25 protein-coding genes are annotated in these 25,437 nt (G+C 58.5%); 12 read left to right on the plus strand and 13 right to left on the minus strand.

What is annotated here, in order from left to right:
* Position 1 precedes the first annotated feature (1 nt).
* Both V6N02_RS02270 and V6N02_RS02275 read left to right on the plus strand, forming a co-directional pair.
* Positions 2-1,111 (plus strand): anhydro-N-acetylmuramic acid kinase, encoded by a 1,110-nt coding sequence (locus V6N02_RS02270; protein WP_371223861.1) that lies wholly within the window; start codon positions 2-4, stop codon positions 1,109-1,111.
* The gene (locus tag V6N02_RS02275) at positions 1,111-1,836 is read left to right on the plus strand and encodes a maleate cis-trans isomerase family protein (RefSeq protein WP_371223862.1); all 726 of its coding nucleotides are present in this window, start codon (positions 1,111-1,113) and stop codon (positions 1,834-1,836) included. Before V6N02_RS02270 ends, V6N02_RS02275 begins: the two co-directional genes overlap by 1 nt.
* A gap of 6 nt (positions 1,837-1,842) precedes the next feature.
* On the opposite strand, the gene V6N02_RS02280 is transcribed toward V6N02_RS02275, so the two are convergent.
* From V6N02_RS02280 to V6N02_RS02290, 3 genes are all read right to left on the minus strand, one after another.
* Positions 1,843-3,057 carry a hypothetical protein gene (locus V6N02_RS02280; protein WP_371223863.1) on the minus strand — a complete coding sequence of 405 codons (1,215 nt, stop codon included), beginning with the start codon at positions 3,055-3,057 and terminating at the stop codon, positions 1,843-1,845.
* A 117-nt stretch (positions 3,058-3,174) separates the two neighbouring features.
* A complete protein-coding gene (locus tag V6N02_RS02285; protein ID WP_371223864.1) occupies positions 3,175-3,390 on the minus strand; it encodes a hypothetical protein in 216 nt (71 codons plus the stop codon).
* A complete protein-coding gene (locus V6N02_RS02290) occupies positions 3,387-4,544 on the minus strand; it encodes an aromatic ring-hydroxylating oxygenase subunit alpha (RefSeq protein WP_371223865.1) in 1,158 nt (385 codons plus the stop codon). Before V6N02_RS02290 ends, V6N02_RS02285 begins: the two co-directional genes overlap by 4 nt.
* Before the next feature lie 302 nt (positions 4,545-4,846).
* On the opposite strand from V6N02_RS02290, the gene V6N02_RS02295 reads away from it, so the two are divergent.
* Positions 4,847-5,263, plus strand: a complete 417-nt coding sequence (locus tag V6N02_RS02295) for a VOC family protein (protein WP_371223866.1) — start codon at positions 4,847-4,849, stop codon at positions 5,261-5,263.
* A gap of 76 nt (positions 5,264-5,339) precedes the next feature.
* On the opposite strand, the gene ilvN is transcribed toward V6N02_RS02295, so the two are convergent.
* Genes ilvN through V6N02_RS02310 form a run of 3 tightly spaced genes read right to left on the minus strand, consistent with a single transcriptional unit; the run spans position 5,340 to position 8,169 of the window.
* Positions 5,340-5,897, minus strand: coding sequence for an acetolactate synthase small subunit (gene ilvN, locus V6N02_RS02300; protein ID WP_371223867.1), 558 nt, complete (start codon positions 5,895-5,897; stop codon positions 5,340-5,342).
* Between the two features lie 40 nt (positions 5,898-5,937).
* Positions 5,938-6,411 (minus strand): hypothetical protein, encoded by a 474-nt coding sequence (locus tag V6N02_RS02305; RefSeq protein WP_371223868.1) that lies wholly within the window; start codon positions 6,409-6,411, stop codon positions 5,938-5,940.
* A 3-nt stretch (positions 6,412-6,414) separates the two neighbouring features.
* Positions 6,415-8,169 (minus strand): acetolactate synthase 3 large subunit, encoded by a 1,755-nt coding sequence (locus V6N02_RS02310; RefSeq protein WP_371223869.1) that lies wholly within the window; start codon positions 8,167-8,169, stop codon positions 6,415-6,417.
* A 345-nt stretch (positions 8,170-8,514) separates the two neighbouring features.
* Here V6N02_RS02310 and V6N02_RS02315 point away from each other — a divergent pair, with 345 nt between their 5' ends.
* Positions 8,515-10,413, plus strand: a complete 1,899-nt coding sequence (locus V6N02_RS02315) for a PhoX family protein (RefSeq protein WP_371223870.1) — start codon at positions 8,515-8,517, stop codon at positions 10,411-10,413.
* A 41-nt stretch (positions 10,414-10,454) separates the two neighbouring features.
* Positions 10,455-10,853 (plus strand): bleomycin resistance protein, encoded by a 399-nt coding sequence (locus V6N02_RS02320; RefSeq protein ID WP_371223871.1) that lies wholly within the window; start codon positions 10,455-10,457, stop codon positions 10,851-10,853.
* A 29-nt stretch (positions 10,854-10,882) separates the two neighbouring features.
* On the opposite strand, the gene V6N02_RS02325 is transcribed toward V6N02_RS02320, so the two are convergent.
* Positions 10,883-11,770: a Crp/Fnr family transcriptional regulator gene (locus tag V6N02_RS02325; RefSeq protein WP_371223872.1), complete on the minus strand. Its 888-nt coding sequence runs from the start codon at positions 11,768-11,770 to the stop codon at positions 10,883-10,885.
* Between the two features lie 150 nt (positions 11,771-11,920).
* Here V6N02_RS02325 and V6N02_RS02330 point away from each other — a divergent pair, with 150 nt between their 5' ends.
* Complete coding sequence (locus V6N02_RS02330) at positions 11,921-12,265, plus strand: hypothetical protein (RefSeq protein WP_371223873.1); 345 nt, start codon at positions 11,921-11,923, stop codon at positions 12,263-12,265.
* A 128-nt stretch (positions 12,266-12,393) separates the two neighbouring features.
* Here V6N02_RS02330 and V6N02_RS02335 read toward each other — a convergent pair whose 3' ends face one another.
* Together V6N02_RS02335 and V6N02_RS02340 are read right to left on the minus strand one after the other, a co-directional pair.
* Positions 12,394-13,038 carry a response regulator transcription factor gene (locus tag V6N02_RS02335; RefSeq protein WP_371223874.1) on the minus strand — a complete coding sequence of 215 codons (645 nt, stop codon included), beginning with the start codon at positions 13,036-13,038 and terminating at the stop codon, positions 12,394-12,396.
* Positions 13,035-14,465: a cache domain-containing protein gene (locus V6N02_RS02340; protein WP_371223875.1), complete on the minus strand. Its 1,431-nt coding sequence runs from the start codon at positions 14,463-14,465 to the stop codon at positions 13,035-13,037. The genes V6N02_RS02335 and V6N02_RS02340 overlap by 4 nt, the downstream gene beginning before the upstream one ends.
* 229 nt (positions 14,466-14,694) lie before the next feature.
* Between V6N02_RS02340 and V6N02_RS02345 the strand changes: the two genes are divergently transcribed.
* The 3 genes from V6N02_RS02345 to V6N02_RS02355 all read left to right on the plus strand — a co-directional run bounded on the left by V6N02_RS02345 (position 14,695) and on the right by V6N02_RS02355 (position 19,132).
* Positions 14,695-15,777, plus strand: a complete 1,083-nt coding sequence (locus V6N02_RS02345) for a TRAP transporter substrate-binding protein (protein WP_371223876.1) — start codon at positions 14,695-14,697, stop codon at positions 15,775-15,777.
* Positions 15,778-15,887: 110 nt separating this feature from the next.
* The gene (locus V6N02_RS02350) at positions 15,888-16,778 is read left to right on the plus strand and encodes a TRAP transporter small permease subunit (RefSeq protein ID WP_371223877.1); all 891 of its coding nucleotides are present in this window, start codon (positions 15,888-15,890) and stop codon (positions 16,776-16,778) included.
* Positions 16,778-19,132: a TRAP transporter large permease gene (locus V6N02_RS02355; protein ID WP_371223878.1), complete on the plus strand. Its 2,355-nt coding sequence runs from the start codon at positions 16,778-16,780 to the stop codon at positions 19,130-19,132. Before V6N02_RS02350 ends, V6N02_RS02355 begins: the two co-directional genes overlap by 1 nt.
* A 131-nt stretch (positions 19,133-19,263) precedes the next feature.
* Here the strand turns inward: V6N02_RS02355 and V6N02_RS02360 are convergent, their stop codons facing one another.
* The 4 genes from V6N02_RS02360 to V6N02_RS02375 form a co-directional block, all read right to left on the minus strand.
* Complete coding sequence (locus tag V6N02_RS02360; protein ID WP_371223879.1) at positions 19,264-20,094, minus strand: arginyltransferase; 831 nt, start codon at positions 20,092-20,094, stop codon at positions 19,264-19,266.
* A 90-nt stretch (positions 20,095-20,184) separates the two neighbouring features.
* Positions 20,185-20,634 carry an RDD family protein gene (locus V6N02_RS02365; RefSeq protein ID WP_371223880.1) on the minus strand — a complete coding sequence of 150 codons (450 nt, stop codon included), beginning with the start codon at positions 20,632-20,634 and terminating at the stop codon, positions 20,185-20,187.
* Between the two features lie 74 nt (positions 20,635-20,708).
* Positions 20,709-21,134 (minus strand): DUF2852 domain-containing protein, encoded by a 426-nt coding sequence (locus V6N02_RS02370; protein ID WP_371223881.1) that lies wholly within the window; start codon positions 21,132-21,134, stop codon positions 20,709-20,711.
* Positions 21,135-21,252: 118 nt separating this feature from the next.
* A complete protein-coding gene (locus tag V6N02_RS02375) occupies positions 21,253-21,720 on the minus strand; it encodes a YbaK/EbsC family protein (protein WP_371223882.1) in 468 nt (155 codons plus the stop codon).
* A 141-nt stretch (positions 21,721-21,861) separates the two neighbouring features.
* On the opposite strand from V6N02_RS02375, the gene V6N02_RS02380 reads away from it, so the two are divergent.
* From V6N02_RS02380 to V6N02_RS02390, 3 genes are read left to right on the plus strand one after another with little or no spacing between them, the layout of a single operon-like run.
* Positions 21,862-22,257, plus strand: a complete 396-nt coding sequence (locus V6N02_RS02380) for a DUF4440 domain-containing protein (protein WP_371223883.1) — start codon at positions 21,862-21,864, stop codon at positions 22,255-22,257.
* 45 nt (positions 22,258-22,302) lie between these two features.
* A complete protein-coding gene (locus V6N02_RS02385) occupies positions 22,303-25,101 on the plus strand; it encodes a [protein-PII] uridylyltransferase family protein (protein ID WP_371223884.1) in 2,799 nt (932 codons plus the stop codon).
* Positions 25,091-25,357 (plus strand): hypothetical protein, encoded by a 267-nt coding sequence (locus tag V6N02_RS02390; protein WP_371223885.1) that lies wholly within the window; start codon positions 25,091-25,093, stop codon positions 25,355-25,357. Before V6N02_RS02385 ends, V6N02_RS02390 begins: the two co-directional genes overlap by 11 nt.
* Positions 25,358-25,437: the final 80 nt, after the last annotated feature.

Here is a 25,437-nt window from a genome sequence, read left to right on the forward strand (position 1 = left end):
CATGTTGCGGGCTGACCCGATCTGGGCGCTTGGCGCGATGTCCGGAACGTCGCTGGACGGGGTCGATGTGGCCATGCTGCGCACCGATGGCGAGCGGATATTCGAGTTTGGAGACAGCGCTTATCAGGCCTATGGCGAGGCCGAGCAATCCGTGCTGCGCGCCGCCCTTGGCAAATGGCCGGGCGAGGATGTCAGAGCTGCGTTCGACGTGGTGCAGGGTGCCCATATTGATGCGCTTGAACGGTTTGGGGGCGCCGATCTAATCGGCTTCCATGGTCAGACCCTGGCACATGAACCCGGCGGGCGGGGCACTTATCAGATTGGTGATGGGGCCGCACTGGCCGAGGCGTTGGGCGTGCCCGTGGTCTGGGATTTCCGCAGCGCCGATATGGAACTGGGCGGGCAGGGCGCGCCGCTGGCCCCGTTTTTCCATTTTGCTTGTGCCAAGTGGATCGGGGCGGAGGCACCGCTTGGCTTTCTCAACCTCGGCGGGGTGGGCAACCTGACTTGGGTCGATCCGTCGAAGGAACGGCCAGATGAGCAGGGCGCATTGCTGGCCTTCGACACCGGGCCTGCCAATGCGCCGATCAATGATCTGATGATGGCGCGGCGCGGTATGCCTTATGATCGTGACGGCGCTTTGGCGCGGCAGGGCGAAGTGACGCAAGGCGCTTTGGAGCTGTTTCTGGACGAACCCTATTTTCGCCGTATGCCGCCCAAATCGCTGGATCGGGACGCTTTCAAAGACATGATCGGGCTGGTGCGGGAATTGAGCGATGCTGACGCCGCTGCGACCCTGACTGGCATGTCAGCCGCAGCTGTCTTGCAGGCGATGGAGTATTGCCCCGTGCCCCCTTCGCAACTTCTGATCACCGGAGGCGGTCGCAATAACCCGGTTCTAATGGAGATGTTGCGTGCCGCCCTTGATTGCGCGGTCGAACCCGTCGAGGCTGTGGGTCTGGATGGCGACATGCTTGAGGCGCAGGCCTTTGCCCATCTGGCCGTGCGCGTGATGCGTGGCTTGCCCACTTCGGCCCCGGGCACCACAGGGGTGCGGGCAGGGGTGTCAGGCGGCATTCTCAGCACACCGGAAACACGAGGAGCGGCATGATGGAGTATATATTGGACAAAATCACAGCCCCGCGGCTTGGGATGGTCGTGTTGAGCACGGATGAGACACTTGAGGACGAAGCGCGTTCGGTTCTGGAGGGGCAACAGGCCCGCTTGCTGCACAGTCGGATTTACTCTCACCCACAGGTGACGCCGGACAGCCTGAAGGCGATGGAGGCGTTGATGCCGGCCTCGGCCGAACTGTTGCCCGAGGGGCTGGATGCCATTGCCTATGGCTGTACCTCGGCCTCGGTGATGATGGGGCCTGATGCGGTGGCCCGTCAGATTGGCACGGTGCAGCCCGGTGTGCCGGTGACCAACCCGATCAGCGCGGTTGTAGCCGCGTTGAACGCCTTGGGGGCCAGCAAGATCGGCCTTGTCACGCCCTATACCGCGCAAGTGGCCGGGCCGATGCGTGACTATCTGGCGAACGAAGGGATCGAGACCCTGCATGAGGTTAGCTTTGGGGAACAGGATGATCGCAACGTGGCCCGTATCTCGCAACCGTCCACCCTGGCGGCGATCAAACAGGCCGCCCAGCCCCCGGGTGTCGAGGCGGTGTTTGCCAGCTGTACCAACCTGCGCAGCTTTGGCATTATTGAGGCCGCCGAGGCCGAGTTGGGCGTGCCGGTGATCAGTTCAAACCTGGCGCTGATCTGGGATCTGCTGCGCCAGGCCGGGGCCGACGCCAAAGGCTGGGGACCGGGGCGTCTGTTTCAGCTGTAAGGAAAGCTAGACATCCAGTTTCTTCCAGCTTTTTGAAATAGCGGGGGGATTGTCCAGCCTGTCCCTGAGGGCTTTCTGAACCTTCTTCACGTGTTGCGTGCGGGATTTATTCCGTTCTTTCTCGGCGTCCTCTTTCGGCTTGCCGATCTCAAAATATTTGCTGCCGCCGGTCACCTTGTCGGTCCAGATGTAGTAATACCAGCAAACCGTTTGAATGGGGCGGCCGCCGGTCTCGCATTTTTCTTTTTCACCTTTGACCACCTTCTTTCCACGGGCCTTTTTCAGTTTGGGATAAATCGTGTCGATATGCGCGGCATAGGTCTGTGCCACGTTGAGCGGAGCGTCGCCAAGGCTGTCCTGCCCATATCCTTCATTGGCCAGTTCCTGCAGCATGCACAGATGGGTCGTGGCCCCCAGCAGGAAGGTTGAAAAGCCGGTCTTGGCAAAGCGCGGTTCACGCATGATGCCGACGGATTTATACATGTCCGATGACCATCCGGCCAGTTCGGACAGCAATTGGGGGCTGGGTTTATCGCCTTTGTATTTCGCGTAATGCGTGTTCATCCACAGGATTGCGGCTTTGAATTCGCCGTGTTTTTTTTCGATCTCGACCTTGGTCAGTTCGTCTTTCACGATTTTGCGCAGCTCGGCATAGACCTGATCGAAATAGGGCGGCACGGCGTTGTCGGGAAACAGCTCGGCCAGGATCGCCGCGCCCAGCTTTTGCAACAACATCGTCGCGGCCTTTGAGGCGATCGCCTCGGCCACCATCAAAGGGGCTTCGGGCACTTCGCCGGTCACGTTAATGGGGCGTGGCATCACACGCAGACCAGAGGGCAGGACCTGAACATCGGGAAAGAGAAAACAGGTTTCGGACATGTTGGTGCGCCGGACCAGAACACCGGTGCCTTTGGGGTGATCGCCAAACGCCTCGGCCAAGAGGGTGAAAGATGTCTCTTCCACCACCTCGCCGGGGACAAGGGGAGCGGCCTCGGTGATCTCGGACTCCGCGCATTGACGCAGTTCATTCAATTGATCATCCTGTGCGGCATTGGCGGCAGGGAGGGCGTCTTGAGGCACAAGCGGCACGTCCACGGGGCCGGGCAGGGCCGCGAAACTGTTCGTATCCGTGGCCGGGTACTTTGCCAGTAATGCGGCGTGGTGGGCTATCATGTAGGCATTAGCGTCGGGGGCCGTGATCTTGGTCGTGTAAAATCTCATTTAGAATACCTCGGGTTAAACACCCTAAGAGGTAGCATGGAGATCGCGCTATACCCAGTTTTGGCGGAAAGTCGCGCGGGAGTGGCGAAATCTTGCCCTCACGGCTTTCGGAGCGTTTTACGCCTCGCGCCCGTGAGCCTTGAGGCGGGCATGTAAGGCAGGTGCCTCGGGGGCACCGGCCTCAAGCGCAAAGATATAGGCATGGGTCAGGTAAAAGCAGGCGGCGTCCAGTGCGTTGGCCTCATCGGCTGCCTGCGTGTACAGTCGGATCAATGCATCAGGATCGCCTGCCTCATGGGCGGCGATCATCCGTGCGTCCAGATCATTGCTCATTCAGCGGCTTTGGCCTGAGCCCGGTGAGTATCGACCTTGCCGGCAACCCAGTCGTGAAAGCAATGGGTCGGGCTATCCATCACAGGCGAGAACCGCCCGCCATCGAAATGCACCGCATGGCGGCCCTTTTGCATGCCTTCCACCACAAAGATGTCTTCCTCAAACACCTCTTTCCACATTGCCGCATTCTTTGCGCGCAACCCGTCATCGGTTTCAGGCGCGGCATAATAGAGATGTACATGCTCGGTGGTTTTTTCGGTGCTTTTGGGTTCCAGTACGATGGTGAAGGCATGGTCGCGCTGTGCGCCCAGCAGAACATTGGGATAGACGGCGATGTATTCCGCTTGCTCACCCCATTTCTCGCCCACGCCGTCGAAATCCGGGAAGGTGTTACCGGCTTCATCCTGAAGCTGGCGATAGACCATGGTGCCCTGGCCCGAGTAGTGCTGGGGGCGTTCGATGTGGTAATGATCTTCCAGCCGCGAATAGCTGTTCAGACCCGGATGCACCCAGGGCAGGTGATAACTTTCGCAGTAGTTTTCGACCGCCAGCTTCCAGTTGGTATCCACCTCCAGCGTGAACTTGCTGTCTTCGCCGCCGTGATAGAGCGGCTTTTCGAAATCGGCCCAACGGGTGAGCAGTTCGGCATGCACATCCTCAAATGCAGGCGCGTCGCCCGAGACATTGATCCAGACCACATCCCGCCAGATATGCGAACGGATCTCGTTCAGGCCCAACTCGCTGCGCACAATGCTGGCATGGGTGTTATGCCCCGGCCCGCCCACATGCGGTGTCGAGACCAGCTTGCCCTTGGTGGAGTAACACCACGAGTGATAGGGGCAACGAATGGCGCCTTCGATCTTTTTAGGTTCTTCCACAAGGATCATGCCGCGGTGGCGACAGATGTTCTGAAACACCCGCACATCGCCATCCTTGTCGCGCAGCAGCAACAGGGGCATGCCAAGAAATTCGATAGGCTTGGCATCGCCCGGTTCCGGCACGTCAGCAGCCACGGCCAAACCAGCCCATTGCGAGAACAGCAGCGCGTGTTTCTCTTCTTCGAAAACATCCTTGTCGATGTAATGGGCATTGGGCAGGCCATTGGCCTTGTCAACGCTGGCGCGCACGTTGCTGAGATCGGTGACGGTGGTCATGGCGAGGGTCTCCTGGCAGATTTCCCCCGAGTCTAGCGGAGATTCCGACAAGTCGACGCGCCAGATCGCGACGGAGTTTTTCTGTTAGCGACGATTTTGTGGGCTGTAATGGTGTGCTGCGCGGGGGGGGGCGTGATCTGCATGCCCTCTCTGAGGAACAAAGCGCGCTTTCGCCGCAATTGCACCAATCTCGGATTTCGGGATTAACAAGGCGCCGATCTGTTGTGCCGAGTTGTGTGTCGGCTTAAAAAGATGCAGCAATCTCGTTTGAGCAATTGAACTTTCGGAAAGAAACACGAAGCATGATTGCCTATCTCACAGTCGGTGCCGATGACATCGCGCGTGCGAAACAGTTCTATTCCGCGTTCCTGCCAGCGCTTGGTTACGAACTGGAGGAGGGTCCTGCGGGCCTGAGTTTCGCATTGCCTATAGAACCGGGGCAATCTCCTGTTCTGCCTGAGTTTTACGTCAAACCAACCTTCGATGGACTTCCGGCCTCGGCTGGCAACGGTTCCATGGTTGCATTCGAAGCGCGCAATCAAAAACAGGTTCGTGACCTACACGCCGCCGCGCTGTCTGCAGGAGGTTCCGACGAGGGCAAGCCGGGTTTTCGTGCCTCGTATGGCCCTCATTTTTATGTTGGCTATCTGCGCGACCCGCAAGGCAACAAGATCGCGCTTTTCTCCAGCGATCCGGACGAACCGGGACGAGACGGGTAACACGGGTGGCAAAAGCCTTTCGCCGCATCGCGGAAGATCGGAATAATGGGCTCTAAATGGTCTTTCCTGTCCGAACTCAACCCCGGGGCAGGGCAGCCACACCTGTGCGGGCCATGTCGATCAGGCCCAGTGGCCGCATCAGATCTGCAAAGGCATCGACTTTCTCGGGCGTGCCAGTGATCTCGAACACGAAACTGTCCAGCGTGCTGTCGACCACATTGGCGCGGAAAATATCAGCCAGACGCAGCGCCTCGACCCGTTTCTCGTCTTCGCCCTCGACTTTCAGCAACGCCAGTTCGCGTTCCACCGCGCGACCCTCGACGGTCAGGTCATGCACCTCGTGCACCACCACGATCCGGCCCAGCTGCGCCTTGATCTGTTCGATCACCTGCGGCGTGCCCGTGGTGACGATGGTGATGCGGCTGAAATGCCCCTGATGGTCTACCTCGGCCACGGTCAGGCTGTCGATGTTATATCCGCGTCCGGCAAATAGCCCGATCACGCGCGCCAGAACGCCCGGCTCGTTGTCAACGATGACGGCCAGCGTGTGGCTTTCGACCACGTCCGAAAAGGTCGGGCGCAGGTTGTAGGCGGAATGCTTGTTGGCACCTTTTTTGATTTTTAGAGCGGACATGTCAGGTTCCTTTATTCGACGGATCGAGCACGCGGGTACGTTAGCTTAGGCCGTTCACGAGAGAGAAGGTTTGCGCGATACAGGTCTTGCAAGAGGCGATCTTCCACGCCGCCAATACAACAAGACCCGCCATTAAAGACCATCTTTGGCAAAAATCTAGTCTTAGAGTTCTACGATAGTGGGGCGTGATCGCCTTGTTAAACCCAATGTCACTACCGGCATTCGTGTAGTTTTCAGGATCGGCTTGTGCAAGGAGCGCGCCCCATAGAGCCCATTCGGTTTCCTTGCGGTTGCTCTCGATTGCGAAGATGCCAAGAACGGCGCTCAGACCGAGAAGGAAGATAGATCCAAGTAAAATGGGAAATGCAAGGTTGTCACCATCGGCGCTTATGCTTGTTAGGGAGAACAAAAGAACAGCGCCGCAGGCACCTAGAAAGTAATATCTGCGCTTTTCCATTATGCGCAGATATTCCTCTCGCAGGCGACTATGTTTCTCTTCCAAGTCGAGTTCCATAATCTAAACCATCACCGCACCTTTGGAACCGATGGCGTCTTTGGTTGACGCTTCGCCCAGCAGCATTTTGTTGTGCGGTTCGCCCGATGGGATCATGGGGAAGCAGTTTTCGTGCTTCTCCACGAGGCAATCAAAGATCACCGGTCCGTCGTGGTTGATCATCTCCATGATCGCATCGTCCAGATCATCGGGGTCAGAACAGATAATGCCCTTGGCGCCAAATGCTTCGGCCAGTTTGACGAAATCCGGCAGCGCCTCGGACCAGCTTTGCGAGTAGCGTTCGCCATGCAGAAGTTCCTGCCACTGGCGGACCATGCCAAGGCGTTCGTTGTTCAGGATGAACTGCTTCACCGGCAGGCGGAATTGCACCGCGGTACCCATTTCCTGCATGTTCATGAGCCATGACGCTTCGCCTGCAACGTTAATGACCAATGCATCGGGGTGCGCCATCTGAACGCCGATGGAAGCCGGGAAGCCATAGCCCATGGTGCCAAGGCCACCAGAGGTCATCCAGCGGTTGGGATCGTTAAAGCCCAGATATTGCGCCGCCCACATCTGATGCTGGCCCACTTCGGTGCAGATGTAACGGTCATGATCCTTGGTCAGCGCCTCAAGCCGGGCCAGCGCGTGCTGTGGCTTGATGATCTTGCCCTTCTGCTCGAAGCTCAGACATTCAACCGCGCGCCATTCCTCGATTTGTTTCCACCATTTCGCGATACCGTCGCGGTTGACCTTGCGGCCCCGCGCCTTCCAGATTTTCAACGCGTCTTCCAACACATGGGCGATGTCGCCGACAATCGGAATGTCGGTCTTGATCACCTTGTTGATGGACGAGGGGTCGATGTCGATATGTGTTTTCTTCGATCCGGGCGAAAACGCATCCAGCCGCCCGGTGATCCGGTCGTCAAACCGCGCGCCGATATTGATCATCAGGTCGCAGTCATGCATCGCCATATTGGCCTCATACAGCCCGTGCATGCCGAGCATGCCGATCCATTTCTCGCCATTGGCCGGATAGGCGCCAAGGCCCATCAACGTCGAGGTGATGGGCACGCCGGTGGCCTCAACCCATTCGCGCAACAGTTGGCTGGCGGCGGGGCCGGAATTGATCACGCCGCCGCCGGTGTAAAACAGCGGACGGGCGGCGGTTTCCAACGCCTCGACCAATTCGGTGATTGCCTCTTTGTCACCCTTCAACTGAGGTTGGTAATGGCTGACCGACGCCTTGGCGGGCGGTGTGTATCCCGCAGATGCAAATTGCACATCCTTCGGGATATCGACAAGCACCGGGCCGGGGCGGCCAGACGTGGCGACATGAAAGGCCTGATGGATCGTATCGGCCAGCTTGCTTGTGTCCGACACCAGCCAGTTATGTTTGGTGCAGGGGCGGGTGATGCCAACAGTGTCGGCCTCCTGAAAGGCGTCCGAGCCGATCATGAAGGTCGGCACCTGGCCGGTGAGAACAACAATCGGGATGCTGTCCATCAACGCATCGGTCAGCCCTGTCACCGCATTGGTGGCCCCGGGGCCGGATGTTACCAGAACCACACCCGGCTTGCCGGTCGAGCGGGCATAGCCTTCGGCTGCATGCACGGCACCCTGTTCGTGACGCACAAGGATGTGGCGAATATCGTTTTGCTGAAATATCTCGTCATAAATCGGTAGCACAGCGCCCCCGGGATATCCGAATACGACGTCCACACCCTGATCCTTCAAGGCCTGAACCACCATTTTCGCTCCGGTCATTTGACGTGTCATATCTTTGCTCCGTTCATGACATCATTCCATCTCACGCGCATAAAAAAGCCCCCGATGTTTCGGGGGCGCATGGGGGACCATTATGGTTGCCGTTACCGGCCCATGCGCCATTTTCCTACAATTACGACTAGGGTGGCCACCTTGGCGCTCCTTCATGCTGCGTGCGCGAGACATTAGGAGAGGTAGGAAAGGCCGTCAACAGGGTTCGTGAGAAAAATGTCGTCGGTGGGGGTGAATCTTTGCATTTGTTGCGCTGAATTGGGTGTGCTTTGACGTATGGCTGTTACATTGCACCGGCACGATCCGCGCAAGGAATCACCTTAGCTGCCAGCCAGGAAATGCGATATGCGCGACTATGATCTGAATGAGATTTCTGCCGACGACTGGGATGAGATCAACAATCCCCGTCCCGAAGAGTGTGAGTTTGACCGCGTGGTCGAGGCCGCGTTGTCGCGCCGTGGCTTCCTAAGTAGGCTGGTTGCTTTTGGCTCGGGCGCGGCCGCGATGGGGGTGATGCCCGGAGCGGCCAAGGCGATGGCGCCCTCGCGCTTCGCCTTCACCCCGATTGGCATTCAGACCGACGGCACCGTGCATGTGCCTGAAGACTACGCATGGCGAACGCTGATACGCTGGGGGGATCCGCTGTTTTCGGATGCAGCCGAGTTCGACAATGCTGTTGGCGGTGCACTAAAGGATGCGGACCGCGTTTTTGGCGAAAACACGGATGGGATGGAAATGTTCATGGTCGGCGACGCTCATGTGATCGCGGTGAACCATGAATACACCAACCGCAAGGTAAACCTGCCCCATGCGTCCGAGGACGGTGTGCCCACCAGCGCAGAAGACGTGGTTAAGTTGCAGAACCTGCAAGGGGTTGCGGTGATGGAAGTCACCCAAGGCGAGTCTGGTTGGGAAGTTGTGGTCGACAGTCCCTTTAATCGTCGGATCACCCATCTGTCGCCGATGCGGATTGTTGGGCCCGCCGCAGGCCATGATCTGTTGAAAACGGATGCGGACCCCACGGGCACCCAAAGCCTGGGCACGTTCAACAATTGCGGGTCGGGCAAAACCCCTTGGGGAACCTACTTAACCTGCGAAGAGAACTTTAATGGCTATTTTGGCTCGACCGAGGCCTCGGAAGATCAAAAGCCCGTCCAGCTGGATGAGGGCTATGCGCGCTATGGTATCGGGGCCGATGGTTGGGGCTATGACTATCATAAGTGGGATGCGCGTTTCGACACCTTGCAAAACCCCAATGAGCCGCATCGCGCCGGCTGGGTGGTTGAAATTGACCCGGCCGATCCCGGCAGCACGCCGGTGAAGCACACCGGACTGGGGCGTTTCAAACACGAGAATGCCGAGTTGGTTTTGGCGCCCGATGGCCGTGTGGTGGTCTATATGGGCGATGATGAGCGGGGCGAGTTCTTGTATCGCTTCGTCTCGAATGGCACCTATACACCCGGTGGGTCGACCGAGGGGCTGTTGGATGATGGCACGCTTTATGTGGCCAAGTTCAGTGATGATGGCACGGGCGAGTGGCTTGCCCTGACACCTGAAACCACCGGCATGGCCAGCATTGCAGAGATTCTGATTTTCGCACGTAAGGCGGGCTCCGCCGTTGGGGCGACCACGATGGACCGGCCCGAATGGATCGCCTCCAACCCCCACGCGGTTGAGGCGTATTGCTGCCTGACCAACAATAAGAACCGAGGTGTAAAGCCCAATGCCGGGGGCGACGAGACGCCGGTGAACGGCCCCAATCCGCGCGAGACCAACAAATACGGTCAGATCGTGCGCTGGCGGCCGCATAATGACGATCACGCCGCCGATACCTTTGACTGGGATCTCTACGTGATGGCCGGCAACCCCGAGGTTTATGACAACATCTATGGCGGGTCTGAGAACGTCACGGCGGGTAACATGTTCAACTCGCCCGACGGGATGGCGTTCGACAGTAACGGGCTGGTCTGGATCCAGACCGACGGCAATGACAGCAACGAAGAAGAGTTCGCCGGTATGGGCAACAACCAGATGCTGGTCGGTGACCCTGTGACGGGCGAGATTGCACGTTTCCTGACCGGACCGAAAGGATCCGAGGTAACCGGCCTGTGCTGGTCGCCCGACGGGCGCGCGATGTTTGTCGGTATTCAGCACCCCGATGCGCCGTTCCCTGATGGGGAAGGGATGTTGCCGCGATCATCCATCATTGTAGTCACGCGGAAAGACGGCGCGCCAATCGGCTGACCGGTCCGCGAGATGGAAAAGATGCGCGCACCTATGTTACGGTGCGCGCGTTGAATTTGGAGACCCCGGTTATGCGCCTGACCCAGATTACGCCCTTCGTGCCCTGCACGGATTTATTCCGCCAGATCGGTTTTTATCGTGATGTATTAGGATTTTCGCTCAGCTTTCAGGCCGAGAATTACGCGTTCCTGCGCCGCGACGACGTGGCGGTGCGGCTGGTAGAGGTCTCAGACCATGTCGATCTGTCCCACCCTGAACGGGAGGGATCCTTCTATATCGACGTGACGGGGATTGATGCGCTCTATGAAAGCCTGAAGCCCGCGTTGGATACATTGCCGGACGGCCGGGTGCGGGCGCCGTTTGATCAGCCTTATGGGCAGCGTGAGTTCCATGTAATCGACGAGGACTGCACGCTGGTGTTTTTCGGGCAGGCGATCTGAGGGCTGTCTGGTCGGGAGGGGTGTCGGGGTCAGGCCCAGACCTCGGCCGGGTTGTTCCCTGAATAGGCTTCAAGCCTTGAGATGTCACTGATCCGCACCACGTTCCGCTCACAGTGCACACCGATCTTTTTCAAGCGGTTAAATGCGCGTGAAAGGCTTTCCGGCTTCATGCCCAGCTTTCCCGCCAAGACCGCCTTTTCATATGGCAGTTCAATTTCGCCGTCGGTACTTGCGATGCCCAGATGCTCCATCAGAAAACTCGACAGCCGTTGCGGGGCGGTTTTTACCTTTAGCTGCTCGACCTGATCGGACATCTCTTTGAGGTGTTCGGATGTCGCGATCAAAACGGCACTGCTGAGTTCGGCGCGGGCATTTCGGCAGGAGCAAATCGCAGACAAGTCAATGAACATGATCCTGCAATGGCTGAGGGTTTCCGCCGAAGATGCGCATTTGCCGGTTTCCAAAGCGGCCATCTCGTCAAAGCTTTTTCCCTGGCTCAGTGTTTGTAAAATCGCCTCATCGCCGTTTGGAGCGAGACGGAACAGTTTGACCCATCCGTGCACCACCAGCTTAAGTGCGTCTGTCTCATCTCCCTGAAAGCTGATAACCGATCCACGCCGGAAGTCGCGCACATATGCCTTTGACAACAAGCATTGCCGGACCTCCTCAGATAGTTTTTCGAACAAGATGTTCCCGGCCGTGTCGGCAGATGTCGCTTTGCGCATATTATGATCTTTCCTATTCCCTAGCAGCGACATTAGGACGCAATTCAAATGGTGAGTTTGAGATAGATCAAAGTGCAAAAAAGAATCTCGATGCTGAAAAATCATGCAGTTTGGAAAGCTGGCTGGATGCGCATCAGTTTTGGTTGAGGCGGTGTGTTTTTGTATGGGAGGAAAGCTTTCGTTTGCGCGCATTCTGATATTCGGGCTGGAGTGCTGAAAAGAATTCGGCCTTGCGATTTGACGGATGGCCTGATTTCTTCCAGAGAACTTTCCAACCGGGTGTTATCGTTTTGGTTGGTCTGGCTTATTGACGGAATGTTATGCGCACAGAGGGTGGCTTTTATGGGACTTTCACAACAGAGGTCGAGATACCTGAAAGGTGCAGCATTATTGACATGCGCCGGAATGTTCGTCGCAGGCTGTATGGCGGACGCTGAAAATCTGGCTCCGACGACGGTTGTCGATGGCATCACCGCGACAGTTGCAAGAACGGACGACGTTGCGATCGTCACTTTGAACGCAAAGAATCCCTCTGATTTTGACGGACAGCAAGCGATGGTATCCCGCGCGGGCCAAGCCGCTGAAGTGTTAACCGGCTGTTACGTTGCACCGGGTCCGCGTAAGGAACTGGACGCATATGTTGGCGGAGCGCAACCCATTCGCATCGCCTTTGATCTTCAATGCTGAAGGGCGCGTATCCTGAAGTCTCCCAAATCAGCGATGTCAGATCCGGCCATACGCACAATGCGCAGCATCATGTATTTCGCGCTCAATGCGGGCCTTTCGCCAGATAGGCGGAAGTTTGGATGCCGGGGTCAGAGTTTTGCACCCGTCCCCTGCAACACACCATGTTCCATGGCGTAGCGGGTCAGCCCAGCTGTTGATGAAATCCCCAGCTTGCGCTTGATGTTCTTGCGATGGGTTTCGACCGTGCGCACCGAAATCTCCAGCGCCTCGGCCACATCGCGATTGGATTTGCCCTGCGCCAGTTGCAGCAGGATCGTTTGTTCACGATTGGTCAGTTGCTGCCGTTCCCCCGTATCCGACGGCACCAATGCCCCTTTGGCACCGGTGCACAGGTACCGCTCACCCGCCATGATCGCGTCGATGGCTTTTTTGATCTCATCGGTCGGTACGTCCTTCAAAACATACCCCAATGCGCCGTGGCTGAGCGCGGAGGAAATATATTCGGGACTGTCATGCATGGAGAGGATCAGGATGCGTGTCTCGGGGCGCTGTTCCAGAAGTATCTCGGTGGTGCTGAGTCCGCCGATGCCGGGCATGTTGAGATCCAGCAGGATCACGTCCGGGTTGAGTGTCTCGACCTGATCAATGATCTCACGCCCATCCGAGAGGGTCGAGATCACCTCGACATCGTCATAGCTTTCCAGGATCGACTGAATGCCCTCGGCGACCATTGGGTGGTCATCCACGATGGCGATGCGAATAGTTTGGGTCATGCGCTGGCCTTGGTTTCCGGTGGCTTGGAGGTGTTTTGCGGTGGCAACATATGGGTCAGGGGGACGCTGGCCTCGATCACCGTGCCGGTCTTGGACGACAAGATGCGCAGCGTGCCTTCAAGCTGTTCGATCCGTTCCTGCATGTTGCGCAGGCCCAGACCGGAAGACGGGGTGCTGGGCGTATTCGTGGCCTCGATCCCGGCGCCGTTATCGCTGATCCGCAGGGTGGCGCCGCGTTTATGGCCACGTACGTCGATCTGCACACTGTCGGCACCGGAATGGCGTTCGATATTGGTCAGAGCCTCTTGCGCGACGCGGTAAAGCGCAATCTTGGCCTCGTCATCCAGCCGGTTGCGAAAGACCACGGTGTTGAATTCGGTCTTGATGCCGGTGCGCTGTCCGAAATCATCTGCCAATGCCTTGATCGCGGGACCAAGGCCCAGATCATCCAGCACGCCAGGGCGCAGATCACGGGAGATGCGGCGCACCTCCTGAATAGCACCCGACAGATGTTCAATGCCCGTATCAAGATTAGCACTGGCGCGATCATCCCCGGCCGAGAGGCGGCGGCGGGCGGTGTCCAGCGCATATCGCACGCCAACGAGAATCTGACTGATCCCATCATGTAATTCGCGCGCCACGCGCCCGCGTTCTTCTTCCTGGGCATCAAACACGCGTTGGGTCAGCTTTTTGAGCTTAGCATCGGCCAGACGGCGTTCGCGAATGTTGATGAACAGGCCCGAGGTGAACACCAAAAGGAGGGCGGCCAGCGTGATCGCCCCGATATACAGAAAGGTACGCTGCGCGCGGGCCTCGACCTCGGCGCGCGAGGCGGCGACCGTGGCCACCACATCATCAATGAAAACGCCGGTGCCTACGGCCCACCGCCAATCCTGCAATCCGATCACATAAGCCACCATACGCGCCGTTTCTCCGGTGCTGGGTTTGATCCAGTCATAAGAATGATACCCGCCACCCGAGCGGGCCAGACGGATCAACTCGTCGGTGATCGGCGTGCCCGAGGGGTCAACCGCCCCGGTCCAGTTGCGCCCGATCAGATTGGTGTGACGCGGGCTGACCAGATTGTTGCCGTCGTAATCGTAAACAAAGAAATACCCGTCCTGACCATAAAGCATCCCCGAAAGCGTCTGGGTGACATGCAGCATCGCGGCCTCGTCATCGGGGGCGGCACGGCCATAGGTGGCGATAAAGGCGGTGCGTGCGATCGACAGGTAGTTTTTCAGTTCGTCCCGTTTGGCCGCGATCAGCTGGTCTTCGAGTGTGCGAATTTCGCGTTCTGCCAATTGCCGGGATTGCAGGGTGACCAATACCGAGATCACCACCGCTGCAACCAGAAAGGGCAGGGTGGCCAGCAGGAAGAGTTTTTGACCGTAATTTAGGTCAATCTTGTCTATCAGGCGGGTCATAGCCCGAATCGTTACGGCGAATCAGAGGCGAATCCCAGAGCTTTGGGCGCTAACGGTGGTGGCTCCGCCTAAAAAGTGGTCAGAAAACTTTACCTGTCGCGGGTTTTCTACGCAGTACTCGGTATTCCATTGCCGATAGGGCCGCGCTAGGGTGACAGCACTTGCAACGATCCGCGCCCGGAGACCTCTGCTGTCTCAGGCGCTTCACTGTCATGGGAGGAAATACCATATGGATCGTCGTTCTTTTCTGAAGAATTCCGCTTTGGGCGGCTCGGCCGCCGCTGCAACAGCTCTGGCTGCTCCGGCATATGCCCAAGGCAAGCGCACGCTGACGATGGTAACATCGTGGGGCCGTGGTCTTGCCGGCGTGTTTGACGCTGCACAGAAATGTGCTGACAACATCAACGCCATGTCTGACGGCTCGCTGACCATCGATGTCAAAGCGGCTGGCGAACTGGTGGGCGCGTTTGAAGTGTTTGACGCTGTGACCGCCGGTCAGGCCGACATGTATCACGCGGCTGACTACTATTTCGTCAACCAACATCCTGGATTTGCGTTCTTCACGGGTGTGCCTTTCGGGATGACCGCGACCGAGCTGAACAACTGGTACTACCATGGCAATGGCATGGCGATGCACCACAAGCTGGGTGAGATCTTTGGTCTGAAGTCTTTCCTTGCTGGTAACACAGGCACCCAGGCGGGTGGTTGGTTCTCCAAAGAGATCAAGGGCCCCGAAGATTTCAACGGCCTGAAATTCCGGATGCCTGGTCTGGGCGGCAAAGCCCTTGGCTACATGGGTGCATCGATCCAGAACCTTCCGGGTGCGGAAGTTTATCAGGCGCTGGCCTCGGGTGCGATTGACGGCACCGAGTGGATTGGCCCCTGGGCGGATGAAAAGGCCGGTTTCCAGGAAATCACCAAGTTCTACTACACTGCGGGCTTCCACGAGCCGGCCGCGGGCCTGAGCCTTGTGACCAACCTGGACGTGTTCAACGAGTTGTCGCCGACCCACCAGTCGATCATCGAGATCGCCGCGGGCCACGCCAACGTGTGGAACCTCAGCCAGTTCCTGATGAACAACGGTGCGGCCCTTGAGCGTCTGAAAGCCGGTGGTGTTCAGGTTCTCGAATTCCCTGACTCGGTCTGGGATGCGATGGGCGGTGCCAGCCAGCAGGTCTATGACGAGTTCATGGGCGATGAGCTCTTCAAGGAGATCTACGACGATTATGTAGAGTCGATGAAAGCCTCCTCGGGCTGGCTGACCCAGTCGATCAGCGCTTACCGCAACCAACGCGACCGCGTTCTGGGCTAAGCCCCTGAATAAGCGAGAACTAAGGCGGGCTCCGGCATCCATCGGGGCCTGCCATACGACGTGATGGATGCACTCAAGTATCTGCTAACCATGGTGTGGGGGACACACACATGCTGGACGCAATTCTCTGGTTCTTCCAGAATATCGGACTGGCCATTTACAACTTCTTTTACGCGATCAGCCATCCGCAGATGTGGCTGGACTGGTCGGACAAAGAAGCGATCATGCGCTTTGTCTACTACGGCGGCTCGGTCGAGTTTTTCTTTGTCGTTTTCACGATCTTCCTGATCTGCACGGCCATCGGGTTGTGGCGCAACGCCTTCATGTGGGGCTGTGTGCGCGTGCTGGAAGGGTTTGCCAACACCACCGGACGGTTCTTCGCATGGGCCGGGCTGTTGATGGTGCTCCAGCAGATTGTCATTGTGTTCATCCAGCGTATCTTCGCACGCCCCGACATCGTTCTGGGCTTTGGGATTCCATTGCAAAAAGACATCAGTTGGTGGGCCGAAGAACTCAAGTTTTATAATGCTCTCGTCGTTGCGCTGTGTTGCACCTACACATTCGTGCAGGGCGGGCATGTACGCGTTGACCTGATCTACTCAGCCGTGAAATTCCGCACCAAGAAGGTGATCGATATGGTGGGTAGCATGATCTTCATGATGCCGGTAGCCGTTCTGATCTGGATGTATGGCTGGTTCTTCCTGTGGCGGCATCTGATCACGCCGAACCCCTCGGCCAGCGACACGCTTGATCGTCTGCTGCTCAAGGCGCGTGCCGTGCGCTGGAACGTCGAGACAATCGGGTTCAGCCCGAACGGGTTCAACGGATATTTCCTGTTCAAAATCCTTCTGGTGGCCTTTGCAGGCATGGTGTTCCTGCACTCCATCGCCTTCTTCTACCGCTCGTATCTCGAGTGGAAGGAAGGGCCGGGAAGTGAACAAAAACACCTCGACAAGGATACGCTTGGCGAAGGTGAAGAAGCATATGAGGGGACACACTGATGCTGTTTGGACTTGATGGCGTCGAGATCGGCCTGATCATCGTCTTCCTCTGCCTGTTTGGTGGGATTCTGTCTGGCTTTCCGGTGGCCTTTGCCATTGGTGGAGCGGGTGTCATTTCTTTCGCGATCATCGCCGCGCTGGACAGCGCGGGCCTGTTGATCCACCAGGCGATTGATACCTCGTCCGAGGCCTATAATGCGCTGCTGGCCAGTGGGGTCAGATCGGATGTCGTGTCGATCTTCCGATACCCTGACCTGCCGCGAATAGGCGAACCTGTCTTCCCGCAAGGTTGGGAAACCGCGCTGGACCGCAACGTCAGCTTCGTAGTCAACAGGATCAACGAACGCGTGCTGGCGGGCCAGTCGATCGAAACGCTTCTGGCGGTTCTGATGTTCGTCCTGATGGGCATCACGCTGGAACGCTCCAAGATTGCCAACGACCTTCTGACCACCATGGCGCGTGTCTTCGGCCCGCTGCCCGGCGGTCTGGCTGTGTCGGTCGTGGTCGTGGGCGCGTTCCTTGCCGCTTCGACCGGGATCGTGGGGGCCACCGTGGTGACCATGGGCCTGCTCAGCCTGCCCACCATGTTGCGCAACAATTACAGCCCCGAGATCGCCACTGGTGTGATCGCGGCGTCGGGCACGTTGGGGCAGATCATTCCGCCCTCTATCGTGATCGTTCTGTTGGGCACGCTGGCCGGAGATCTCTATTCGGTCGCGCAGGAAAACCGCGCGCAGGAACTGGGCTGTTCGGATGCTCTGACCTATCTAGGCGAACCGGCGGTTGTGTCGGTGGGCACCTTGTTCCAGGCCGCACTGCTGCCGGGGATTCTGCTCGCGTTGCTTTATGCGCTTTATGCCTTTGGCTATGCGCTGTTCAATCCGTCCAAGGCACCTGCCGTGGAAATGGGCAGCACAAATGCCGAGGCGCTGACCCGCTCTGAGGCGTTCACATGGTTCCTTGGTGTTCCAATTGCGCTGATTGCCGGGGCGATCCTGCTGGGGCAGGTCAATGTGATCGGCTCGCAGAACCTTGTGATCGACAGCTTCTCGGAACAGGGCGCCACTGCATCCTTGCGCACCACGGTGTCCGAGGATTGCCAGGCCGCCATGATCGACCTGCATGGACAGGAGAAATGGGATGCTGCAGTCGCCGAGCAAAAGGCGATTGATGATGCCGGAGGCGTGGTTCAAAGCTATGAGCTGAGCGAGGAAGAGCTTGAGCTGGCTCTGGCCGACCGGATCGCAGGGGCGGCCCCGATCGGAACCGGTGTGGCGATCATCTTCGTGATGCTGGGCCTTATTCTGGCCGTGGCGCGCGGAGTTATGCCCTCGGCAACGCCCAAACCCCTGTTGATCGGGGCGCTGGGCATTGTGCTTGGGCTGTTGGCGGATATCCTGCTGATTGGTCCGGCGATGAGTCCGGGTCTCTCTATCCTTGTTCTGGCCATTCCACTGGCGATGGCGCTGTATGGATGTTCGCATGCTGCCGGGCGCCTGGCCCAGAACGAACTGATCCGCGTTGTCTTCCCGCCTCTGGTTCTGATCGTCGCGGTGCTGGGTTCGATCCTGGGTGGGATCACCAACCCGACGCCTGCCGCGGCCCTTGGGGCTGGCGGGGCCATCATGCTGGCCGCGTATCGTCGCCTGCGGGACGAAGGGCGTTCGCCCCGGATCATCATCCTTTCCACCTTCGCGATCATCATCGCCATCCTGATGGGCGTTAATTTCGACCTGCGTGTGAATATCGAAGGTGTGTCCTTTGAAACCTGGGTCGCCTTCTTCGTCGCCAAATCGGCCTATCTGTTCGCATTGTTTGGTCTGCTGTTCGCCTGTTGGACTTTGTTCACCGGGGGCGTCCTGACGCCTGTTGTGCGCGAGACGGCTAAGGTGACCTCGATGGTCTTCACCATCCTGATCGGCTCGCAATTGTTGAACCTGGTGGTGATCAGTTTCGGGGGCGAGCACTACATCCAGCAGTTCCTGAAAAGCTTTGATAATGAGTTCAAAGTCTTCCTGATCGTGATGCTGGTGCTGTTCGTGCTGGGCTTCGTGCTGGACTTCCTCGAGATCATCTACATCGTGATCCCGATCGTTGGGCCAGTGATCTACGGCGGTACGTTCGATCCCAAATGGGTGACGATCATGATCGCGGTGAACCTGCAAACCTCGTTTCTGACACCGCCGTTCGGATTTGCGTTGTTCTACTTGCGAGGGGTCGCGCCAAAAGAGGTGACCACGGGCCATATCTATCGCGGGGTTGCACCCTTCGTACTGATCCAGGTGGTAGGGCTGGCCATCCTGTGGTTCTTCCCGGCGATTGTGACGATTGTGCCGAACCTGATCCCGAACTGATCATCAAGACAACAGAAAAAAAGAAGGGCCGCCAGCTTGGGTGGCCCTTTTTATTGGGGTGATGGTCGTCATTCCGTTGCTGACCGCGCTTAGGCGTTACCCTTGATAGTGAAATGCCCGGTGATCTGTTGTCAGCCGCCCTTGGGCCGCAATGGTACCCCATCGGGCAGGGCGATATCGGCGACCTGTTCTGCAATCGGATCATTGCTGAGCGGGTGCAGGCGTGACGAATAGTCAGACGGATCGGTCATCTTTTCCCAGTTGCCGTTGGAATAGACCTCAAGCCCCGAAAACGCCGCCTTATAGCCCATCTTGTCGCTGCCCGGCACCCAGTAGCCAAGGTAGACGTAAGGCAACCCTGCCTCGCGTGCGATGGCGACGTGATCAAGGATGATGTAAGTTCCCAAGCTATTGCGCGGGCGGTCGGGCTTGTAGAAGGAATAAACCATCGAAATCCCGTCATCGAGGATATCGGTCAGGCATACCGCGATCAGATCGCGGGTTTCCCGGTCGCTATATTCCACCACGCGGGTGCGGATCGGCGTTTCCTCGACCATGGCGGCAAATTCAAACGCATCCATATCGGCCATTCCACCATTGGCGTGACGGCTTTCCAGATAGGTGCGAAACAGCTCGTACTGTTCCTCGGTTGCCCAAGGCGAGGTGGCACGACGTTCCAGCCCCTCGTTGCGGCGCATGGTGCGGCGTTGGCCCTTGGAGGCCGTAAACTCGGCCACGTTGATCCGCGCCGAAAGACAGGCGGCGCAATCAGCACAGGAGGGGCGGTAGAGCACATTCTGCGAGCGACGGAAGCCCTGCTTGCTCAGCCCGTCATTCAACCGTTGCGCGCCTTCGCCCTGCAGGGCGGTGAACAGCTTTCTTTCCATCCGACCCTCAAGGTAAGGGCAGGGCTGTGGAGCCGTCACGTAAAACTGGGGCGCGATTGGTAGGGTGTGGCGCATATACCGAAAATTTTAGTTGTCCCTGACTGGAACGATAACAATGATCCCGGCGTGCGCCAAGGGGGATTGTCCGGGGCGGTTAAAACAGGTTTACGCGCGGGCGCGCCGGTTCAGCGCGACGGTGCCAAGGAAGAAGTCATGTAGGCCCTGTGACCTTTCGGTGCTGGCAATCAGGAAGGCTGACAGCAGTTGTACGGGCAGGGCGGCGCAGCACAGTGAAAAGACCAACGTGTGCATGAAGGCCATCGCTCCGCTGAACCGTTCGCCATTGAGAGTGCGGAATTCAATCGCGAACAGGCGCATGCCCGGTGTGGCCGACCCCTGGCTGATCGTCAGAACACGGTAGGCAAAGCCCACCATCAGCATCAGCAACGGGAAAAAGAAAAGCCCGGTAAAGGCGGTGAACGGCACGATGATCAGGCAGATCATGATGACCAGCACGGTATCGACAACCCATGCCAACAAACGTTTTAGCGGGATATCCGCATAAAACTCGGGCTGGGTGTCAGGGTCGGGAATATGCCAGGTGGTGTCGCTCATGGGTCCGGTCTTCATATAGGAAAGTGAAGCCCGGGGCGAAACCCCCGAGCATCATGGTTTTAAGCCGCTTTGACTTACGCGGTTTGAGGGGCGTCTTCGTCCGCGTCAGATTTGGCGCTGGCTTTGGCACGTTCGTCCATGAACTGGTCAAACTCGGCCTTGTCACGGGCGTCGCGCAGACGTTGCAGGAAGGCTTCAAAGTTTTCCTGTTCTTCTTCAAGGCGGCGCAGGGTTTCGGCACGGTAGCCATCAAAGGCGGTGTTGCCGGTGCTGCGGGACAGGTGCACTTTGCTGCGATGCGACGAGCGACGTGTACAGATCATTTTTTTGCTCCAGATCATATAGGCGAGAAGGGCAAGGCCAATGGGCCAGAAGATGATGAAGCTGAGCACGAGGGCCACGATCCATGCGCCTTTGCCTTTTTCATCCAGCCAGGCTTCGGCCCGGGCAAACCAGCCCATCGAATGCTGGACCGGAGCGGGTTGGGCGAAACTTGTCATAAGGGGTGTCCTTTCATACTGGGGTTGCTGTGATGTGAATGTCTTTCACATTACATAGATTGTATATCGGGTTGCCCCTTGCAAGAGGGTATGTGAAAGTTTTTTACATTATTCGAAATCAGGACGTGAAATCAGCCTGTTGCGCACCTGAAATATGCAGAAGGTCACGCGGAGAAATGGCGAAAACATGCCGGGGCGTGCCGGCAGCGGCCCAGATTTTGTCAAAATCCAGCAATCGGGGGTCGAAAAACGCCCGCGGTGCCGTCAGGTGCCCGATAGGCGAGACGCCGCCAATGGCAAACCCCGTCTGCGCGCGGATCAGTGCCGCATCGGCCTTGCCCAATGCCTGACCCGCCAAGGCGCTGGCCTTATCCGCGTCCACTTGGTTTCCCCCGGCGGTGATAAACAGAAGCGCCTCGCCGCTGTCTTCCCCGCGAAAGATGATCGACTTGGCGATCTGATCCACCTCGCAGCCCACCAGATCAGCGGCCATCTGCGCAGTGGTGGCCTGTCCGACCTCCTGTGGGGTGCTGTCAGATCCGGCAGAGTGCAGGGCGGCGATCACACGTTTGAGGCTTTTCGACATAGGCGGGCCCTTGGATTGGAATTTGCCGGACCCTCATAAGGGAGGACGACAAAGGCGCGCAACACCGGAAACCGGGCCTTGAGTGCGGGCCTGTATACAAATGCCGCGTGACAGCAGGGCGTTGGGGGACAAAGATGCCTCATGATACACAATCCTGATTCCCATCCTCTGCTGCCCGAGCTTCTCGCCCTTGAAATCTCGGTCTGGGACGCCCTCAAAGCTGGCGACCGCGCGCAGGATCGCGCCTTGCTGTGTCCCGAGTTCCTTGGCGTTTACCCCTCGGGGTTTGCCGGGCGCGATGATCATGCCGACCAGCTTGGCGATGGCCCCAGCGTGGTTGCCTATACGCTGAGCGAGGCGCGGGTGCTGCCTGTTGGCGCGGATCATGCGATGCTAAGTTATCTGGCGACCTACACGCGTCCCGGCCAGTCCGGGCCCGAGGCGATGTATGTCAGCTCACTCTGGCGACGTGAGGGGCAGGAGTGGCGCAATCTGTTCAGTCAGGACACACCGGTCAGCGATCATCCGGTCCCCTGACGCATCGCATTGACGCCGCCGACGATGCACCGCATCTTCGCGACCATGAGCTTCTCCGCGCGCCTCACCCGTGTCCCTTTCGCCTATGATCCTGAGCAAGGAGGCGAGACGCGTGCGCTGATGCCTGACCTGGCTACGGAAATGGGCGAGCTGATCGAGGGGGCTGCTGGGTGCAGCCCTTATCTGAAATCCCTGATCGAGAAGGAACATGAGTGGCTTGGCGGCGCGCTGGAGTATCCGGAGGCGGCCGTTGAGCGCGTCTTTGCCGATCTGCCCGAGAGTGCCCCGGATCAGTTGGCCACGGATTTGCGGCAGGCCAAACGGCGCGTTGCGTTGTTAACCGGATTGGCCGATCTGGCCGGGGTATGGACGCTGGAGCAGGTCACAGGTGCCTTGACCCGGCTGGCAGATTTGTCCTGCGATGTGGCGATCAAGGCGGGCCTTAGCAATGACATCAGACGCGGCAAGCTGCCGGGCAAGACTGAGGACGATCTGGTCAATGCGGGGGGCATGGTGGCGTTGGCCATGGGTAAGATGGGCGCGGGTGAGTTGAATTACAGCTCGGATATCGACCTGATCTGCCTGTTTGACGAAACGCAGTTTGATCCGGATGACTATCACGAGGCGCGCAGTTGTTTCGTGCGCGCGACGCGCCGGATGTGCAACTTGCTGAGTGATCGCACCGCCGAGGGGTATGTATTCCGCACCGATTTGCGTTTGCGACCCGACCCATCGGTGACACCGGTCTGCATGGGCATGGCCGCGGCCGAAACCTATTACGAAAGCCTGGGGCGTACTTGGGAGCGTGCGGCCTATATCAAAGCGCGCGCGGCGGCGGGCGATCTGGTGGCCGGGCAGCGGTTTCTGGACGTGCTCCGACCTTTTGTATGGCGCAAGCATCTGGATTTCGCGGCCATTGAAGACGCTCATAACATGCGGCTGCGCATTCGTGAGCATAAGGGACTTGGTGGGCAACTGACGCTGCCAGGTCACAATATGAAGCTGGGGCAGGGTGGTATCCGCGAGATTGAGTTTTTCACCCAAACCCGGCAGATCATCGCGGGCGGGCGCGATCCCGACCTGCGCCTGCGCGGCACGGTCGAGGGGCTGGCGGCACTAGCCGAGAAGGGCTGGGTGCCCGAAGAGGCTGCAGAAACCCTGACGGCGCATTACCGTTTCCACCGCGAGGTCGAACACCGGTTGCAAATGCTGCGCGACGCCCAGACGCACACTTTGCCGACCAGCGATGCCGAGTTTGATAGGTTGGCGGCCTTCATGGGAACGGAACGCGCCGCTTTAGAGCGCGATTTGCGGGACCGCCTTGGCGAAGTCCATGATCTGATCGAAGGGTTCTTTGCACCCGAGGACACGGATAAGATACATGAGCAACAGGAGGGGCTTGATCCCGAGGTGATCGCCCGCTGGCCCGGGTATCCGGCCCTGCGCTCCCAGCGCGCGGGCGAGATTTTTCGTCGCGTGCGCCCGGACCTGCTGCAACGGCTGGCTGGCACTGCGCATCCGCACGAGGCGTTGCTGGCCTTTGATGGCTTCCTGGCCGGTCTGCCTGCGGGCGTGCAGGTTTTTTCGATGTTCGAGGCCAATCCGCAACTGATCGACCTGCTGGTTGATATCGTGGGCACCTCGCCTGCGCTGGCCGCGCATCTGTCGCGTAACCCGGGTGTGTTCGATGCCGTGATTGCGGGGGATTTCTTTGCTCCCTGGCCCGGGCGTGACGCCCTTGAGGCACAGTTGGGTGCACAGCTGGCAGGCGAAGAGGATTATGAGCGCAAGCTGGACATGGCCCGGCGTTGGCAGAAAGAGTGGCATTTCCGGGTTGGTGTTCACCATCTGCGCGGGCTGATCAGTGCCGATGATGCTGGGCGTCACTATGCCGATCTGGCAGGGGCCGTGATTGGCGCAGTCTGGCCCGTGGTCGTGGCCCAATTTGCGATGAAACACGGCCCCCCGCTGGGGCGTGGGGCCGTGGTGCTGGGCATGGGTTCTCTCGGGGTTGAACGATTGAATGCTGGATCTGATCTGGACCTGATCGTGGTTTATGACGCTGAAGGGATCGAAAGCTCCGACGGGAAACGGCCTTTGGCGGCGCGGCCTTATTTTGCGCGGCTGACCCAGGCGATGATCACCGCGCTGACGGCCCCCATGGCCGAAGGACGTCTTTACGAGGTGGATATGCGCCTGCGCCCGTCGGGCAATCAGGGGCCGGTGGCCACCAGCTGGGACAGTTTCCGCGATTACCAACGCAACGAGGCCTGGGTGTGGGAACATCTGGCACTGACCCGAGCGCGGGTGATTGCGGGTGATGCCGGGTTGGGTGCCGATGTCGAAGCTTTCCGGCGCGATGTTCTGTCTGGCCCGCGCGAAAAGGCTGAGGTTCTGGGCGAGGTCGCAACCATGCGGGCCCGAATTGCGGCTGCCAAATCCCCCGATGGACCACTGGATGCCAAGCTGGGATCAGGCCGCATGCAAGACCTTGAGTTGATCGCGCAGGCGGGCAATCTTCTTGCGGGCACGGCGGAGGGCGATGTGCGGCAGGGATTGCGCGCCTGTGTCGATATTGGGGTATTGAATGACGCAGACAGGCAGGTGCTTGAGGCCGCTTATGAGCTTTGCTGGCAAGTGACGCAATCGGCCCGCTTGCTGAGTGACAAGCCGCTTCAACCCGACACGCTGGGCGAGGCTGGTATGGCTTTGATCAAACGCGAAACCGGACTGGACAGTATGGACGGCTTGCTGATGGCCCTTGAAGGCAAGACGGCAGCAGCCACAGAGGTGATCGACCGGGCTCTGGCCGGGTACGCAAAGGACAAGAGCGATGAAACGTGACCCGATGGATCATAAGGGACTTATCCGTGAAAGCTATCGGATCGACGGGATAACCGAGGGCGAATGCCGCTCGATCTTTCTGGATTGGGCTTTGTCGGTGCCCGATGGGCAGGATAGCCGCGCCTGGATTGCCGCGTTGTTAGAGCAATATCGGCCTGCTAATCCCGATCATCCGATGACCAGTGTGTTAGCCCAGGGTTTAGAGGCCTCAAAACCCGCTCGAAGACGGGGCGGCTGGAAGTCTCGGCCGCGATAAATTCCAATTTTTCAGGTGTTTACCCCGTGTTTCCGATTTGGAAACGCCTTTTTCTTGACTGGAAACAATCACGGTAATGC

The sequence above is a fragment of the Roseovarius conchicola genome, assembly GCF_041403425.1.
Taxonomy (GTDB): domain Bacteria; phylum Pseudomonadota; class Alphaproteobacteria; order Rhodobacterales; family Rhodobacteraceae; genus Roseovarius; species Roseovarius conchicola.

What these genes read in the sequence shown, in the direction of transcription:
- V6N02_RS02355 (WP_371223878.1), top strand. Translation starts at nt 16,778, where the DNA reads ATGCTGTTTGGACTTGATGGCGTCGAGATCGGCCTGATCATCGTCTTC.
- V6N02_RS02310 (WP_371223869.1), bottom strand. Translation starts at nt 8,169, where the DNA reads ATGACACGTCAAATGACCGGAGCGAAAATGGTGGTTCAGGCCTTGAAG.
- V6N02_RS02305 (WP_371223868.1), bottom strand. Translation starts at nt 6,411, where the DNA reads ATGGAACTCGACTTGGAAGAGAAACATAGTCGCCTGCGAGAGGAATAT.
- V6N02_RS02370 (WP_371223881.1), bottom strand. Translation starts at nt 21,134, where the DNA reads ATGACAAGTTTCGCCCAACCCGCTCCGGTCCAGCATTCGATGGGCTGG.
- V6N02_RS02315 (WP_371223870.1), top strand. Translation starts at nt 8,515, where the DNA reads ATGCGCGACTATGATCTGAATGAGATTTCTGCCGACGACTGGGATGAG.
- V6N02_RS02330 (WP_371223873.1), top strand. Translation starts at nt 11,921, where the DNA reads ATGGGACTTTCACAACAGAGGTCGAGATACCTGAAAGGTGCAGCATTA.
- V6N02_RS02365 (WP_371223880.1), bottom strand. Translation starts at nt 20,634, where the DNA reads ATGAGCGACACCACCTGGCATATTCCCGACCCTGACACCCAGCCCGAG.
- V6N02_RS02380 (WP_371223883.1), top strand. Translation starts at nt 21,862, where the DNA reads ATGATACACAATCCTGATTCCCATCCTCTGCTGCCCGAGCTTCTCGCC.
- ilvN (WP_371223867.1), bottom strand. Translation starts at nt 5,897, where the DNA reads ATGTCCGCTCTAAAAATCAAAAAAGGTGCCAACAAGCATTCCGCCTAC.
- V6N02_RS02295 (WP_371223866.1), top strand. Translation starts at nt 4,847, where the DNA reads ATGATTGCCTATCTCACAGTCGGTGCCGATGACATCGCGCGTGCGAAA.
- V6N02_RS02270 (WP_371223861.1), top strand. Translation starts at nt 2, where the DNA reads ATGTTGCGGGCTGACCCGATCTGGGCGCTTGGCGCGATGTCCGGAACG.
- V6N02_RS02325 (WP_371223872.1), bottom strand. Translation starts at nt 11,770, where the DNA reads ATGCGCGCAAACGAAAGCTTTCCTCCCATACAAAAACACACCGCCTCA.
- V6N02_RS02275 (WP_371223862.1), top strand. Translation starts at nt 1,111, where the DNA reads ATGGAGTATATATTGGACAAAATCACAGCCCCGCGGCTTGGGATGGTC.
- V6N02_RS02285 (WP_371223864.1), bottom strand. Translation starts at nt 3,390, where the DNA reads ATGAGCAATGATCTGGACGCACGGATGATCGCCGCCCATGAGGCAGGC.
- V6N02_RS02345 (WP_371223876.1), top strand. Translation starts at nt 14,695, where the DNA reads ATGGATCGTCGTTCTTTTCTGAAGAATTCCGCTTTGGGCGGCTCGGCC.
- V6N02_RS02335 (WP_371223874.1), bottom strand. Translation starts at nt 13,038, where the DNA reads ATGACCCAAACTATTCGCATCGCCATCGTGGATGACCACCCAATGGTC.
- V6N02_RS02290 (WP_371223865.1), bottom strand. Translation starts at nt 4,544, where the DNA reads ATGACCACCGTCACCGATCTCAGCAACGTGCGCGCCAGCGTTGACAAG.
- V6N02_RS02340 (WP_371223875.1), bottom strand. Translation starts at nt 14,465, where the DNA reads ATGACCCGCCTGATAGACAAGATTGACCTAAATTACGGTCAAAAACTC.
- V6N02_RS02390 (WP_371223885.1), top strand. Translation starts at nt 25,091, where the DNA reads ATGAAACGTGACCCGATGGATCATAAGGGACTTATCCGTGAAAGCTAT.
- V6N02_RS02350 (WP_371223877.1), top strand. Translation starts at nt 15,888, where the DNA reads ATGCTGGACGCAATTCTCTGGTTCTTCCAGAATATCGGACTGGCCATT.
- V6N02_RS02280 (WP_371223863.1), bottom strand. Translation starts at nt 3,057, where the DNA reads ATGAGATTTTACACGACCAAGATCACGGCCCCCGACGCTAATGCCTAC.
- V6N02_RS02360 (WP_371223879.1), bottom strand. Translation starts at nt 20,094, where the DNA reads ATGCGCCACACCCTACCAATCGCGCCCCAGTTTTACGTGACGGCTCCA.
- V6N02_RS02385 (WP_371223884.1), top strand. Translation starts at nt 22,303, where the DNA reads ATGAGCTTCTCCGCGCGCCTCACCCGTGTCCCTTTCGCCTATGATCCT.
- V6N02_RS02375 (WP_371223882.1), bottom strand. Translation starts at nt 21,720, where the DNA reads ATGTCGAAAAGCCTCAAACGTGTGATCGCCGCCCTGCACTCTGCCGGA.